Consider the following 13,382-nt stretch of genomic DNA (forward strand, 5'->3'; position numbering starts at 1 on the left):
CTCGCGACGGGGCCCCTGCAGGCAGTCCGCTCCCAGCTGCGCAACCGCAGCGGCGCCGTCCCCACCGGGGACGGCGCCGCTGTCCGTTCCGGCCCCTCACCAGCACGCCTGGGCGGATCGTCACCCGATCGTCACGCGGGGACCCCGGCGCGAGCGGTCCCCGGTGGGACAGTGGCGGGGGACGGACCGGCAGGGTCGCGGGAGCGTCCCGGGACGCCACCGGTCGTGAGGGGTGGGCCACGGTGGACGTGCTGTGGATCGTGCTGATCGTGGTGGCGGTGGTCGTCCTCGCGACCGCCGGCGCGAGCCTGAAGATGGTGCAGCAGTACCAGCGCGGCGTGGTGCTGCGCTTCGGCCGGCTGCTGCCCGAGGTGCGGGGGCCCGGACTGCGGGTGCTGGTCCCGTTCGCCGACCAGATGACCAAGGTGCCGGTGCAGACGCTGGTCCTCGACGTGCCCTCGCAGGGCACCATCACCCGCGACAACGTGACGATCGGCGTCGACGCGGTCGTGTACTTCCGGGTCGTGGACCCCGTGCGCGCGGTGATCAACGTGGAGAACTACATGGGGGCGGTGTCACAGGTGTCGCAGACGTCGCTGCGCTCGGTCATCGGCCGCGCGGACCTCGACACGCTGCTGTCGGACCGGGAGGCGATCAACGCCGAGCTGCGCGCGGTGATCGACACCCCGACCGAGGAGTGGGGCATCAGGATCGACCGGGTCGAGGTCAAGGACATCTCACTGCCGGAGTCGATGCGCCGCTCGATGTCCCGTCAGGCAGAGGCCGAGCGCGACCGCCGGGCCCGGGTCATCTCCGCCGACGGCGAGTTCCAGGCGTCGGCGAAGCTGGCGCAGGCCGCGGACGCGATGAGCGCGACCCCGGGGGCGCTGCAGCTGAGGCTGTTGCAGACCGTCGCCGACGTCGCCTCGGACAAGAACAGCACCCTGGTGATGCCCTTCCCCGTCGAGCTGCTGCGCTTCTTCGAGCAGGCCGCCGGCAGCCGCGACACGCGGTCGTCCGCACCCGCGGTCGCGACCGGCGGGGAGGACGCGGACGCGCCGCCCGCGCTCCCGGCCGGCAACGGTGCGACGCGGGCCGTGTCGTCACCCCCGCCCAGCGGTCAGGCCGACGCCGTCCCGGCGCCGATCACCACAGGTCCCGCGGCAGGTCGGCGATGAGGTCGGCCAGCTCGCCGAGGGTGCGGGCGGCGTAGGCGGCCCGCACCCGCTCGTCGAACTCGGCGACGTCGAGCCGGCCCTGCGACAGGCCGCGCTGCAGCTGGCGGATCGTCTCCTCGCGGTCGGCGTCGCCCGCCCGGACCGCCCGCCGCTCGTCGCGCACGGCGCCGGTCAGAGGTACTGGCCGCCGCCGGGGCGGGACTCGGCGGCGCCGGGCCCACTGGGCAGGGCCCGGCGGCGGATGTCCTCCAGCTGCGCGCGGGCGGCCATCTGCTCGAGCACCACCGCCGTCTGCATGCCCTGGAACACCCCCTCGAGCCAGCCGACCAGCTGCGCCTGGGCGATCCGCAGCTCGGCGTCGGACGGCGTCTGCTCCTCGGCGAACGGGCGGGTGATCCGCCGCAGCTCGTCGCTGAGCTCGGGCGCGAGGCCCTCCTCCAGCTCGGTGATCGACGAGGCGTGGATGTCGCGCAGGCGGGCGCGGCTGGCGTCGTCGAGCGGCGCCGCGCGGACCTCCTCGAGCAGCTGCTTGATCATCGTGCCGATGCGCATCACCTTGGCCGGCTGCTCGACCATCTCGCTCAGGCCGGGGGTGCCGGGGCCCGCGTGGCCGTCCGCCGGGCCTCCGGCGGGCACGGGCATCGCGCCGACCGGCCGTCCGTCGGGGCCGACGACGAGGACCTGCTGCGGGCGCTCACTGCCGGTGCCGGGTGCCGTCATGCCTCCCATCCTGCCCCGCCCGGACGCGGGCCGAACGCCGGGCGGAGGGCCGGTCGGTGCACGGCGCGGCGGGCCGCGGGTGCCAACTAGGGTCGCCCGCATGCACCCGGGGGAACCACGGCTGGACGTCGCGCGCGTCCGCGGCCAGTTCCCGGGCCTGTCCGACGGCTTCGTGCACACCGACGCCCCCGGCGGCACGCTGCTGCCCGAGAGTGTCGTGCACGCCGTCTCCTCCGCGATGCGGGTGCCGGTGGCCAACCGCGGTGGGGTGTTCCCGTCGTCGTCGCGGACGGAGGCGCTGGTGGCCGGGGCGCGCTCCGCCGTGGCCGACCTCGTCGGCGGCGTCCCCACCGGCGTCGTGCTGGGGCCCAACATGACCACGCTGACCTACGCCGTCGCGCGGGCGCTGGCCCGCACGTGGCGGCTGGGCGACGAGATCGTGGTCAGCCGGCTCGACCACGACGCCAACATCCGGCCTTGGCTGCAGGCGGCCGCCACACGGGGCGCCACCGTCCGCTGGGCCGAGGTCGACATCGAGACCGGCGAGCTGCCCGCCTGGCAGTACGACGAGCTGATCACCCCGCGCACCCGGCTGGTGGCGGTCACCGCGGCCAGCAACGCGATCGGCACCCGTCCCGACGTCGCCGCGATCGCCGCCCGCGCGCACGCCGTCGGGGCGCTGGTCTACGTCGACGCCGTCCAGGCCGCCCCGCACGTCTTCCTCGACCGGGCCGCGCTGGGGGCGGACTTCCTCGTCGTGTCGGCCTACACGTGGTGCGGGCCGCACGTCGGTGCCCTGGTGGCCGACCCGGGTCTGCTGGCCGAGCTCGACCCCGACCGGCTGCTGCCCGCGCCCGACCGGGTCCCCGACCGGTTCGAGGCCGGGACGCCGCCCTTCGAGCTCTACGCCGGCGTCACCGCCGCCGTCGACCACCTGGCGGGGCTGTGCGAGGAGTCGGCGGGCAGCCGGCGGGAGCGGCTGCGCGACGCCATGGCCGCCGTCGCGGCCTACGAGAGCAGCCTGTTCGAGTGGCTGGACCAGGCGCTGCGGGCCATGCGGCACGTCCAGGTGGTCGGCTTCCCGGAGCACACCACCCCGACGCTGTCGTTCACCGTCCCCGGCATGCGCCCGCGGCAGGTGGCCGCCGAGCTGTCGCGCCGCGGGATCTGCGCCTGGGACGGCGACTTCTACGCCCGCGAGCTGTTCGACGCGCTCGGCGTCAACGAACTCGGCGGGGCGGTGCGCCTCGGGTTGGCGCACTACAACACCGCCGAGGAGGTCGGCTACGTGATCGACTCCGTCGCCGCCCTGCGGGGGGCGCTGCTCTAGGCGTCGGCGTCAGGCGTCCGGGAGCAGCAGCACCTTCCCGACGTGCTCGCTGGCCTCGACGACGCGGTGCGCCTCGGCCGCGCGGGACATCGGCAACCGGCGGTCGACCACCGGCCGCACCACGCCCCGCTCGACGTCGGGCCACACCTCGGCGCGCACCGCCGCCACGATCCCCTCCTTGCCGCCGGGACCCGTCGGCGGCCGCGACCGCAGCGCCGTCGCGGCCACCGAGGCGCGCTTGGCCAGCAGCTTCCCGAGGTCGAGCTCGGCCCTCGAGCCGCCCTGCATGCCGATGACCACCAGGCGCCCGCCGACGGCGAGCACGTCGACGTTGCGGGCCAGGTACTTCGCGCCCATGTTGTCCAGGACGACGTCGACCCCGGCGCCGCCGGTCTCCTCGCGCACCCGCTCGACGAAGTCCTCGGTCCTGTAGTCGATCGCGACGTCGGCGCCGAGCTCGCGGCAGGCGGCCCGCTTGGCCGCGCTGCCGGCGGTGGCGAACACCCGCGCACCGGCCCGGGCGGCGAGCTGGATCGCCATCGTGCCGATGCCGCTGGACCCGCCGTGCACGAGGAAGGACTCGCCGCGCCGCAGGCCCGCCAGCTGGAACACGTTGGACCACACGGTGCAGGTGACCTCCGGCAGCGCCGCGGCCGTGGCCAGCTCGACGCCGGCGGGGCGGGGGAGGAGCTGGACGGCGGGCACGGCGACCCGCTGGGCGTAGCCGCCGCCGGCGAGCAGCGCGCACACCTCGTCACCCACCGACCAGCCGGTGACGCCCTCGCCGACCTCGCTCACGATCCCGCTGCACTCCAGGCCGAGGACCTCGCTGGCGCCGCGCGGCGGCGGGTAGTGGCCGGCGCGCTGCAGCAGGTCGGCCCGGTTGACGGCGGTGGCGGCGACGTCGACCACGACCTCGCCGGGCCCGGCCACCGGGTCGGGGACCTCACCCCAGCCGAGCACCTCGGGTCCGCCGGGGCCGCTGGCCGTCACCGCACGCATGGGCCGAGGCTAGGGGGCCCGCCCCGCACGCACGGCCCGAGGTCAGGAGGCCCGCCCCGCCTCCGCCGGAGCTGCGCCCGCGGCCGGTGCCGCCGGGACAGGCGCACCCGACACCGTCAGGCAGCGGTCCCCCGCGTCCCCGGCGACGAGGCCGGCGAGCACCCCGCCGACCGCCCGCCGGGAGACGTGCATGCCCGCGGCGTCCCCCGACGTCGACGTGGCGGCCGGCTCGTCGCCGTCGGTGAGGTACACCGGCTGGACGATCGTCCACTCCAGGCCGCTGTCGCGGACGAGCCGCTCCTGCCGCTCGTGGTCGGCGATCTGCGGGCGCAGCAGCAGCGCGAACACCAGCCGGGCCGACAGCGGGAGCCGGTCCCGCGTCTCGCCGACGCCGTAGGACGACTGCACGACCAGCCGCCGGACCCCGTGCTCGCGCATGGCCGCGACCACCGCGGCCGTGCCGCGCGACCGGACGTCCAGCGGCGTGCCGCGGCTGCCACGCAGCCGCACGCGCAGCGGGTGCTCGCTGATGCCGAGGGTCACCACCACGGCGTCCTGCCCCCCGACGGCGCGGCCGACGTCCCCGGGCACCGTCGCGTCGCCGTCCACCGCCCGGACGCCGGCCCGCCCCGCGTACGCCGCACCCGCCCGCCGCGCGAACGCGGTCGCCTCGTGTCCTCCCGCGGTCAGCGCCTCGACCGCCGCCCGTCCCGATCCACCCGTCGCCCCCACCACCAGTACGCGCACGTCCCTGCTCCTCCCGGTCCCGCCGGCCGTCGTGGCCGGTCGCCGTCGAGGCTGGCCGACCGCGGGGCCCCGGCCCATGACCGCACGTCCGGCGTCCGTGCCCGTTCGTCCGGGAGCCCTGGACGCCCGGTGGGGCAGGGCAGCAGGGTGGTGCCGTGAGCAGCGGAGCGGACCCCGGCGACGGGGACACGGCGCGCCCGTGGACGCCGGTCGACCCGGTGGGCGACCTGCTCGCCGACCTCCGCATCCACGGCACCTTCTACTGCCGGGCCGAGGCGACCGCGCCCTGGGGCGTGGAGATGCCCGCCTTCCCGGGGTGCATGGCCTTCCACGTCGTCACCCGGGGCAGCGTCGTGCTCGAGGTCGACGGCGACCAGCGGGTGCTGGGGACGGGCGACCTGGCCCTCGTGCCGCACGGCCGGGGGCACCTGCTGCGCAGCACGCCGGAGGCGGAGGTCGCCGGCCGGGCCGACCTGCTGCCCCAGCGGCAGCTCGGCGAGCACTACTCCGTCCTGCGGCTCGACGGCGGCGGACCCCGGGCGCAGATGGTGTGCGGGGTGGTCGAGCCGGCCCGGCCCGGTGCGGCCCACCTGCTCGACCTGCTGCCCCCGGTCCTCGTCGTCGACGGGCGCGACGCCGCCCGCACGGGGTGGCTGCCGCTGCTGCTGCGCGTCATTGCCGACGAGGCCGCGGAGGACCGCCCGGGCGCCGAGGCCGTCATCACCCGGCTCGCCGACGTCGTCGTCCTGCAGGCCGTGCGGACGTGGCTGGACACCGCGGCCACCGGCCCGGGCTGGCTGCGGGCGCTGCGGGACCCGCAGGTCGGGCAGGCGGTGGCGCTGCTGCACCGGGAGCCGGGGGCGGCCTGGACGCTGACCCGGCTGGCGAGGGAGGCCCGGATGTCCCGCTCGTCGTTCGCCGCCCGCTTCACCGAGCTGGCCGGGGAGCCGGTCATGCACCACCTCGCCCGCTGGCGCATGCACCTGGCCACGGTCGCCCTCGGTCGGGGCGCGCGGGTGGGCGAGCTCGCCGGGCGGCTGGGGTACGAGTCGGAGGCTGCGTTCTCGCGGGCGTACAAGCGCATCGTCGGCGTCCCGCCGACCGCGGCCGGTGCGGCGGCGCGACCGCGGTCGGGCCGCTGAGGGCACCGGCGCCCAAGCTGCTCACAAGCGGTCCGCAGGAGCGCGGCGGCACCGTCCCCGGCATGACGACGACGACGTCCCCCGTCCGCGTGCCGGCGCCGCGCACCCCGGACCACGACGCGCTCCCGCCCCGGCGGCCCCGGCGCGCGGTGCGCGCGCTGACCGACCCGGCCCTGGCCGCCCGGGCGCTGCGCTCGGGCACCCGGCTGGCCGCCGACGCCCTGACCGGCATCGCCCTCGACGACCCCTGCTGCGCGGTCCGGCAGCGCTCCCTGGTCCGCTGGACCGCGGGCGTGCTCGCCGAGGTCCGCGGGCACGCGGGGGCGGGGCGCGCCGGCGGGGACACCGCCCTCGACGCCGCCCTCGACACCGCCCTCGCGCTGGCCGAGCGTGGCCTGGCGCTGTTCGCCCGCGAGGTCAGCGCCGGCGCGCCGGTCCTCGCGCCGGTGCTGGCCGACCTCGCCGACCTGGTCGAGGCCCGGCTGGCCGCCGGCCCGCTGTCCCCGGCTCCACGGCGCACCGCCGGCCACGCCCTGTTCGCCCTGCCGTGGCTGCTCGACGCCTGCCACCCCGCCGAGCGCACGGCGGTGCTGGCGACAGCGTCCCGGAGCGAGCGGCTGGCGCTGCGGCTGGGCGCGCGCCGCCACGCAGCGGCGCGCGCCGCCGTCCTCGGCTGCGCCGGGTGAGCTGAGCGACCGGCACCCGCCCGTCCGCCGTCGGCAGCCGGTCGGCTCGCCTCACGGCCGGGGGCTCACCGGCAGGGTGCGGAAGCCGCGGATGGTCGCCCCGTGCGGCGTGTGGCGCCGGGCAGCCGGTGCAGTCCGGGCAGCCGCCGGAGAACGCGAGGTGCTCCGGTTCGCCGGAGCGGTCGGGGTCGAAGCGCGGGGTCGCGGTGCTCCTGCGGATCACGGCCGGCCGCGGCCAAGGTCCACCAGGACGACGGCGCCCGCGGGCACGGTGCTGCCGCGGCCGCGACGAGGACCGCAGCGGCGCCCACAGCGACCCGGTGGCACCGACGAGCGCCAACCCGATGCCGGCCAGCGCGGGGCCGGCCACCTCACCGAGCTGCTGCGCGACCTCGTCCAGTCGGGCGACAGGCTGGCCCGGACGACGAGAGGCGCCGACCGCGGGTGCGGTCGGCGCCTCCGGTGCCGGACGGGAACGGCCGCGCTGACGGGGGCAGCGGGGTCCTCCGTCAGGCGCGGGCCTTGAGGTCCTTCCGCAGGATCTTGCCGGCCGCGGACTTGGGCACCTGGTCGATGAACTCCACCGAGCGGACCTTCTTGTGCGGCGCCACCCGCGAGGACACGAACTCCATGACCTCGTCCTCGGTGATCTCCGCGCCGGGCGCCTTCACCACGAACGCCTTGGGCAGCTCCTCGCCGCTCTCCTCGTCCTTGACGCCGATGACGGCGGCGTCGGCGATCGACGGGTTGCCGACCAGCACGGCCTCGAGCTCGGCCGGGGCCACCTGGTAGCCCTTGTACTTGATCAGCTCCTTGACCCGGTCGACGACGGTGTAGATGCCGTTCTCGTCGACGACCGCGACGTCGCCGGTGTGCAGCCAGCCCTCGTCGTCGAGGGTCTCGGCGGTCGCCGTCGGGTTGTTGAGGTAGCCCTTCATGACCTGCGGGCCGCGCACCCACAGCTCCCCGCGCTCGCCGGGGGCGGCGTCCTCGCCGGTGGCGGGGTCGATCAGCCGGCACTCGGTGTTGGGGATGGCCAGGCCGACCGAGCCCTTGGGGATCTCGCCGGTGAAGCCCGCGGGCTCGCCGCCGCGGTCGGGGGTGGTGTGCGAGACCGGCGACAGCTCGGTCATCCCGTAGCCCTGACCCACCGTGACGCCGGTGTCGGCGCCCTTGCGCAGCCGCGCCTCCGCCGCCTGCGCCAGCGCCTCGTCGAGCGGTGCCGCGCCCGAGAGGATCGAGGTCAGCGAGGACAGGTCGAACTGGTCGACCATCGGGTGCTTGGCCATCGCCAGCAGGATCGGCGGGGCGACGAAGGCGCGGGTGATCTTCTGGTCCTGGATGGTGCGCAGGAACTGCTCGAGGTCGAAGCGCGGCAGCGTCACGACGGCGCCGCCCCAGGCCAGCCCCTGGTTCATCAGCACGGTCAGGCCGTAGATGTGGAAGAACGGCAGGACGGCGATGATCCGCTCGTCCTCGCCCAGCTGGATCAGCGGGCGGCACTGGGCGACGTTGGCCACCAGGTTGCGGTGGGTGAGCATGACACCCTTGGGCAGGCCGGTGGTGCCGCTGGAGTAGGGCAGCGTGACCAGGTCGTTCGCCGGGTCGATGTCGACCTGCACCGAGGGCGCGTCGCTGGTGATGAGGTCGAGCAGCGAGGCGTGGCCCTCGGCGCCGTCCATGACGATGACCTCGTCGACCGGCGACTGCTCGACGGCCTCCAGCGCCCGGTCGAGGAAGGGCGAGACGGTGACGAGCACCTTGGCGCCGGAGTCCTTGAGCTGGAAGGCCACCTCGTGGGCGGTGTAGAGCGAGTTGATCGGGCTCATCACGCAGCCGGCCTTGGCGATGCCGTGGAAGACGACCGGGTACCACATCGTGTTGGGGCACAGGACCGCGACGACGTCGCCCTTGCGCAGCCCGCGGGCGGCCAGCGCGGCAGCGACGCGGTCGATGTAGCCGGCCAGCTGGCCGTGCGTGATGGAGTCACCGGTGAGGCCGTCGACGAGCGCGGGCGCGTCAGGGCGCGACGCGCCGCCGGCGAGGACGAACTCGGGTACCGACAGGTCGGGGATCTCGACGTCGGGGTAACGACTGGCCAGAGCCACGGTGCTCCTCCTCGGGGGTGCGGTGTGGCGCCAGTCTCACACCCCGGGTGTGTCGCGGGACACGGGGGTCACCCGGCCGACGGGCCTCTCACCTGGGACTCTCACCCGGACAGTCACCCCGGCCGGAGCACCGACTGGGTGCAGCGGAACAGCGCGAGGGTCCTCCCGGCGCCGGAGGAGACGACGGCGTCCCACACCTGGGTCGACCGGCCCGCGTGCACGTTGGTGGCCACCGTGCGCACCGCGCCCTCCCGGACGGTGCCGAGGAAGTTGCTCTTCAGCTCGATGGTGGTGAACCCGCTCGACCCCTCGGGCAGCAGCGCGCGGGTGGCCAGGCCGCAGGCGGTGTCGGCGAGGGCGACGACGGTCGCCGCGTGCAGGTAGCCGTTGGGCGCGAGCAGGTCGGGCCGGACGTCGAGGGTCGCCTCCAGCCGGCCGGGCTCGTGCGCGGTGACCGTGACGCCGAGCAGTCCCGGGAGCGTGCCCGGGAGCAGCGCGTTCAGCTCGTCGGCGGTGTGGAAACCGGTGGCGGCCATGCGCGGGACGGTAGCGCTGGGTGATCAGGTGACCTGATCGTGCCGCGTCCTGGCTCACCGCCGACGGTGAGCCAGGACGCGGCACGCTGAGCTCACCTGATCGTGCGCGGGGGCGCCGCGAGAAGGGGCGCCGCGAGAAGGGGCGCCGCGACTCGCCGGCCCCGCACCGCGCCGTGGTGCGCGACCGCGGTCAGCGCAGCGCGCCGGCCGGCAGCACGGCGTGCACCCCGAACACCTGGTTGACCACCTGGGTGACGCGCAGGTCGACCACGACGCCGGCGAGCGCCATCGCGTCCGACCGGGGCAGCCCGTGCAGCGCGCCCATCAGGTCGAGCATCGCGTCCATCGCCTCCGTGGCGGCCTCGTCGAGGTCGTCGCCGATCCCCAGGCACACCCAGCCCGCCGGGGTGCGGGCGACCGGGGTGGCCAGCGGCCGGCCCAGGAGGTCGTCGCGCACGTCGAGGGTGAGGTCGGCGCGCTCGGCGCCGCACTCGATCGCCGTGCCGCCCACCTCGCCGTCCCCCTGGGCCGCGTGGGCGTCGCCGACGCTGAGGAGCGCGCCGTCCACGGGGATCGGCAGGTACAGGGTGCTGCCCGCCACCAGCTCCCGGCAGTCGAGGTTCCCGCCGTGCCACCGCGGCGGGATCGTCGAGTGCCGGCCCGGCTCGGCCGGGGGCATGCCGATGACGCCGAGGAACGGCCGCACCGCGACCGTGTGGCCGTGCTGGTTGCGGGCGGTGCCGGCGTCCACGTCGATGCTCCAGGCGTGCACCGCGGGCCCGGTGAGCCCGAGCCGGGCGTTCCAGGCGGTGCCGAGCAGGCCCCCGTAGGCCGTCCCCCAGGACGCCGGCACGACCGAGTCGACGCGGACCTCCAGCACCTGCCCGGCGCGCGCGCCACGCACCTGCACCGGCCCGGTGAGGGCGTGACCGGCGTCCGGCGTGAACCCCGGCGCCCGCCGGCGGTCGGCGACGTCCCCGCCGGTGTCCGGCTCGAGGAACCAGCCGGAGTCGAGGGTCCGGAAGCGCACCGTCGTCCCCGGGTCGACCGTGAGCACCGGCGGGAGGTCGCGGTCGAACCAGCCGTGCAGCGTGTGCGGGTGGGTCCCGACGGTCGGGACGGCGCCCATCAGGCGAGTCCGCGGGTGGTGCGCGCCGGGGGACGGTCGCCGCGGATGGACGCCACCATGTCCAGCGTCTGCCGGGTCGCGGCGACGTCGTGGGCGCGGAACACCCGGGCGCCCAGCCAGGCGCTCACCGCCGTCGCCGCCAGCGTGCCGGTGAGCCGATCCTCCAGCGCCACGTCGAGGGTCTCGCCGACGAAGTCCTTGTTCGACAGCGCCACCAGCACCGGCCAGCCGGTGGCCACCAGCTCGTCCAGCCGCCGCGTGGCCTCCAGCGAGTGGCGGGTGTTCTTGCCGAAGTCGTGGCCGGGGTCGACCAGCACCCGCTCGGGGTCCACGCCCGCGGCCACCGCGGCCTCGGCCAGCGCCGTCGTCCGCCGGACCACGTCGGCGACGACGTCGTCGTAGGTGACCCGGTGCGGCCGGGTGCGGGGCGGCAGCCCGCCGGCGTGCGTGCACACGATGCCCGCGCCCGCCGCGGCCGCCACGTGCGCCAGGTCGGGGTCGACGCCGCCCCAGGCGTCGTTGACGACGTCGGCCCCCGCGGCCAGCACCTCCCGCGCGACCTCCGCCCGCCAGGTGTCGATGGAGATGGGCAGGTCGGGGTGCGCGGCCCGGATCGCGGCCACCAGGTCGACGGTGCGGCGGATCTCCTCGGCCGCGTCGACCTCCTCGCCGGGCGCGGCCTTGACCCCGCCGACGTCGACCAGATCTGCACCCTCGGCCACCACCCGGTCCACCCGCTCGACGGCGGCGGCCAGCTCGAAGGTGGCGCCGCGGTCGTAGAAGGAGTCCGGCGTGCGGTTGACGATGGCCATCACCACCAGTCCGCCGTCCGGCACGTCGAGCCGGCCCAGTCGCAGCAACCCCGTCTCCTCCGTCCCGGACGCCCGTGTGGTGAAGTCAGCCAACCAGACCACCGGCGATCCGGATCAGGACACAGGAGGACACAGACGATGGCGCAGACCACCGTGGACGGCGTCGAGGGCGTGCAGGGCCTCGTCGGTCAGCACCTCGGCTACAGCGACTGGGTCGAGATCACCCAGGACCAGGTGCAGAAGTTCGCCGACGCGACCGGGGACCACCAGTGGATCCACGTCGACGTCGAGCGGGCGAAGAGGGAGAGCCCCTTCGGCGGGCCGATCGCGCACGGCTACCTGACGCTGTCGCTGATCCCCTCGCTGCTGCCGGAGATCGTCGACATCACCGGCTTCCGGATGGGCGTCAACTACGGCACCGAGAAGGTGCGCTTCCCCTCCCCGGTGCCGGTGGGCAGCCGGGTGCGCGCCGGGGCCACGCTCGCCTCCGCGACGCCGATCGAGGGTGGCATCGCCATGAACATGGACGTCACCGTCGAGGTCGAGGGCGCGCCCAAGCCGGCGATGGTCGCCACCGTCGTCTACCGCCGCTACCTGTAGCCGGCGTGCACTCCCGCGGACGTGCACGGTGCACGTCCGCGGGGGTGCACGACCTCAGCCGACGATCGCCTGGTTGACCAGCGCCCGCAGGTACGCGCGGACCGGCAGCGTGCTCGAGGGCATCAGCTGCGTGTAGAAGGTCACGACGACGTCCTCCACCGGGTCGACGTAGAACGCCGTCGACGCCGCCCCGCCCCAGCTGTAGTCGCCGGGGCTCGCGACGCCGCCGTAGCGCACCGGGTCGAGCACCATCGAGAAGCCCAGCCCGAAGCCGACGCCCCGCAGCGGCGTCTCGGCGAACAGCGGCCGGCCGAAGGTCTCCAGGTCGGCGTCGCCGGGCAGGTGGTTGCGCACCATGTGCGCCAGCGTCCGCGGGCCCAGCAGCCGCCCGGCGTCGTGGGAGCCGCCGCGGCGCAGCATCTCGCAGAAGCGCAGGTAGTCGGCCGCGGTCGAGACCAGCCCGCCGCCGCCGGACAGGAACGTGGGCCGGCGGTGCGCCGCCTCGCCCATCGCGTCGATCGGCACGAACCCGGTGCGCGCCCCGCCGGGCTGTCCGGGCACGGCGGCGTAGAGCCGGGCGAGGGAGTCGACGTCGTCGTCCTCGCGCAGGCCGAAGGACGTGTCGGTCATGCCGAGCGGGCCGAAGACCCGCTCCTGGAAGAAGACGTCGAGCGTCTGCCCGGACACCACCTCGACCAGCCGGCCGAGCACGTCGGTGGAGACGCCGTAGTTCCACTCCGAGCCGGGCTGGAACACCAGCGGCACCGAGGCCCACTGGCGGCACGCCTCGGCGGAGTCGGCGCCGGGCGGGGTGCCCCACTCGTGGCCCATGGCCCGGTACATCGCGTCGACCGGGTGGGCGTGGTGGAAGCCGTAGGTGAGCCCCGAGGTGTGGGTGAGCAGGTGCCGGATCCGGATCGGCTCGACCTGCGGCTGGGTCACCGGCTTCATCGCCGACCCGGCGACGTACACGCGGGTCTCGGCGAACTCCGGCAGCCACCGGGCGATCGGGTCGCCCAGCTCGAAGGCGCCCTCCTCGTACAGCATCATCGCCGCCACCGAGGTCACGGGCTTGGTCATGGAGAAGATCCGCCAGCGGGTGTCCTCCTCGACCGGCCGGCCGTTCTCCACGTCGCGCATCCCGTACCGGCCGACGTGCGCCAGCCGGCCGTGCCGCGAGACCGTGACCAGGAAGCCGGGCAGCTGCCCGTCGTCGACCCAGCGCGCCAGCCGCCGGTCGAGGCGCTGCAGTCGGGTGCCGTCGAGTCCGACCTCCGCGGGGTCGGTGTCCCGGGCCAGTCCAGTCGTCACGTGCGCCTCCGTCCCGGTGCCGCCCCCCTCGGGCGGCGCCTGCCTCGCATCCTGACCGACGCCGCGTGGGCGGGGTCACAG

General features: G+C 75.8%; 14 protein-coding genes. 5 read left to right on the forward strand and 9 right to left on the reverse strand.

Annotated features, from left to right (window positions below):
* Window positions 1-242 precede the first annotated feature (242 nt).
* Window positions 243-1,178, forward strand: a complete 936-nt coding sequence (locus tag BM165_RS06545) for a slipin family protein (protein ID WP_244274092.1) — start codon at window positions 243-245, stop codon at window positions 1,176-1,178.
* On the opposite strand, the gene BM165_RS06550 is transcribed toward BM165_RS06545, so the two are convergent.
* Window positions 1,147-1,341: a DUF1707 SHOCT-like domain-containing protein gene (locus BM165_RS06550; RefSeq protein WP_075012746.1), complete on the reverse strand. Its 195-nt coding sequence runs from the start codon at window positions 1,339-1,341 to the stop codon at window positions 1,147-1,149. The genes BM165_RS06545 and BM165_RS06550 overlap by 32 nt on opposite strands.
* An 8-nt stretch (window positions 1,342-1,349) precedes the next feature.
* Window positions 1,350-1,898 (reverse strand): bacterial proteasome activator family protein, encoded by a 549-nt coding sequence (locus tag BM165_RS06555; protein WP_075012747.1) that lies wholly within the window; start codon window positions 1,896-1,898, stop codon window positions 1,350-1,352.
* A 100-nt stretch (window positions 1,899-1,998) separates the two neighbouring features.
* Here BM165_RS06555 and BM165_RS06560 point away from each other — a divergent pair, with 100 nt between their 5' ends.
* Window positions 1,999-3,228, forward strand: coding sequence for a cysteine desulfurase-like protein (locus BM165_RS06560; RefSeq protein ID WP_075012748.1), 1,230 nt, complete (start codon window positions 1,999-2,001; stop codon window positions 3,226-3,228).
* Between the two features lie 9 nt (window positions 3,229-3,237).
* Here BM165_RS06560 and BM165_RS06565 read toward each other — a convergent pair whose 3' ends face one another.
* A complete protein-coding gene (locus BM165_RS06565) occupies window positions 3,238-4,230 on the reverse strand; it encodes an NAD(P)H-quinone oxidoreductase (RefSeq protein ID WP_075012749.1) in 993 nt (330 codons plus the stop codon).
* 42 nt (window positions 4,231-4,272) lie between these two features.
* Window positions 4,273-4,977 carry an NAD(P)-dependent oxidoreductase gene (locus BM165_RS06570; protein WP_075012750.1) on the reverse strand — a complete coding sequence of 235 codons (705 nt, stop codon included), beginning with the start codon at window positions 4,975-4,977 and terminating at the stop codon, window positions 4,273-4,275.
* 155 nt (window positions 4,978-5,132) lie between these two features.
* On the opposite strand from BM165_RS06570, the gene BM165_RS06575 reads away from it, so the two are divergent.
* Together BM165_RS06575 and BM165_RS06580 are read left to right on the forward strand one after the other, a co-directional pair.
* Window positions 5,133-6,119, forward strand: coding sequence for an AraC family transcriptional regulator (locus BM165_RS06575; RefSeq protein WP_075012751.1), 987 nt, complete (start codon window positions 5,133-5,135; stop codon window positions 6,117-6,119).
* Between the two features lie 62 nt (window positions 6,120-6,181).
* Window positions 6,182-6,805, forward strand: a complete 624-nt coding sequence (locus BM165_RS06580) for a hypothetical protein (RefSeq protein ID WP_075012752.1) — start codon at window positions 6,182-6,184, stop codon at window positions 6,803-6,805.
* 509 nt (window positions 6,806-7,314) lie between these two features.
* Here the strand turns inward: BM165_RS06580 and BM165_RS06585 are convergent.
* The 4 genes from BM165_RS06585 to folP all read right to left on the reverse strand — a co-directional run bounded on the left by BM165_RS06585 (window position 7,315) and on the right by folP (window position 11,438).
* A complete protein-coding gene (locus BM165_RS06585) occupies window positions 7,315-8,913 on the reverse strand; it encodes a 4-coumarate--CoA ligase family protein (RefSeq protein ID WP_075012753.1) in 1,599 nt (532 codons plus the stop codon).
* Between the two features lie 113 nt (window positions 8,914-9,026).
* On the reverse strand, window positions 9,027-9,449 hold the full coding sequence (locus BM165_RS06590; protein WP_075012754.1) for a PaaI family thioesterase: 423 nt from the start codon (window positions 9,447-9,449) through the stop codon (window positions 9,027-9,029).
* 190 nt (window positions 9,450-9,639) lie between these two features.
* Window positions 9,640-10,578: an acetamidase/formamidase family protein gene (locus tag BM165_RS06595; RefSeq protein WP_075012755.1), complete on the reverse strand. Its 939-nt coding sequence runs from the start codon at window positions 10,576-10,578 to the stop codon at window positions 9,640-9,642.
* Window positions 10,578-11,438 (reverse strand): dihydropteroate synthase, encoded by an 861-nt coding sequence (folP, locus tag BM165_RS06600; protein WP_083427130.1) that lies wholly within the window; start codon window positions 11,436-11,438, stop codon window positions 10,578-10,580. The genes BM165_RS06595 and folP overlap by 1 nt, the downstream gene beginning before the upstream one ends.
* Window positions 11,439-11,528: 90 nt before the next feature.
* On the opposite strand from folP, the gene BM165_RS06605 reads away from it, so the two are divergent.
* Window positions 11,529-11,990 (forward strand): MaoC family dehydratase, encoded by a 462-nt coding sequence (locus BM165_RS06605; protein WP_075012756.1) that lies wholly within the window; start codon window positions 11,529-11,531, stop codon window positions 11,988-11,990.
* A gap of 54 nt (window positions 11,991-12,044) precedes the next feature.
* On the opposite strand, the gene BM165_RS06610 is transcribed toward BM165_RS06605, so the two are convergent.
* Window positions 12,045-13,301, reverse strand: coding sequence for a serine hydrolase domain-containing protein (locus BM165_RS06610; protein ID WP_075012757.1), 1,257 nt, complete (start codon window positions 13,299-13,301; stop codon window positions 12,045-12,047).
* Window positions 13,302-13,382 lie beyond the last annotated feature (81 nt).

It is taken from the genome of Geodermatophilus obscurus (assembly GCF_900115395.1).
GTDB classification, from domain to species: domain Bacteria; phylum Actinomycetota; class Actinomycetes; order Mycobacteriales; family Geodermatophilaceae; genus Geodermatophilus; species Geodermatophilus obscurus_B.

Coding starts and splice junctions, on each gene's coding strand:
- BM165_RS06590 (WP_075012754.1), bottom strand. CDS start 9,449: ATGGCCGCCACCGGTTTCCACACCGCCGACGAGCTGAACGCGCTGCTC.
- BM165_RS06555 (WP_075012747.1), bottom strand. CDS start 1,898: ATGACGGCACCCGGCACCGGCAGTGAGCGCCCGCAGCAGGTCCTCGTC.
- BM165_RS06580 (WP_075012752.1), top strand. CDS start 6,182: ATGACGACGACGACGTCCCCCGTCCGCGTGCCGGCGCCGCGCACCCCG.
- BM165_RS06595 (WP_075012755.1), bottom strand. CDS start 10,578: ATGGGCGCCGTCCCGACCGTCGGGACCCACCCGCACACGCTGCACGGC.
- BM165_RS06565 (WP_075012749.1), bottom strand. CDS start 4,230: ATGCGTGCGGTGACGGCCAGCGGCCCCGGCGGACCCGAGGTGCTCGGC.
- BM165_RS06560 (WP_075012748.1), top strand. CDS start 1,999: ATGCACCCGGGGGAACCACGGCTGGACGTCGCGCGCGTCCGCGGCCAG.
- BM165_RS06605 (WP_075012756.1), top strand. CDS start 11,529: ATGGCGCAGACCACCGTGGACGGCGTCGAGGGCGTGCAGGGCCTCGTC.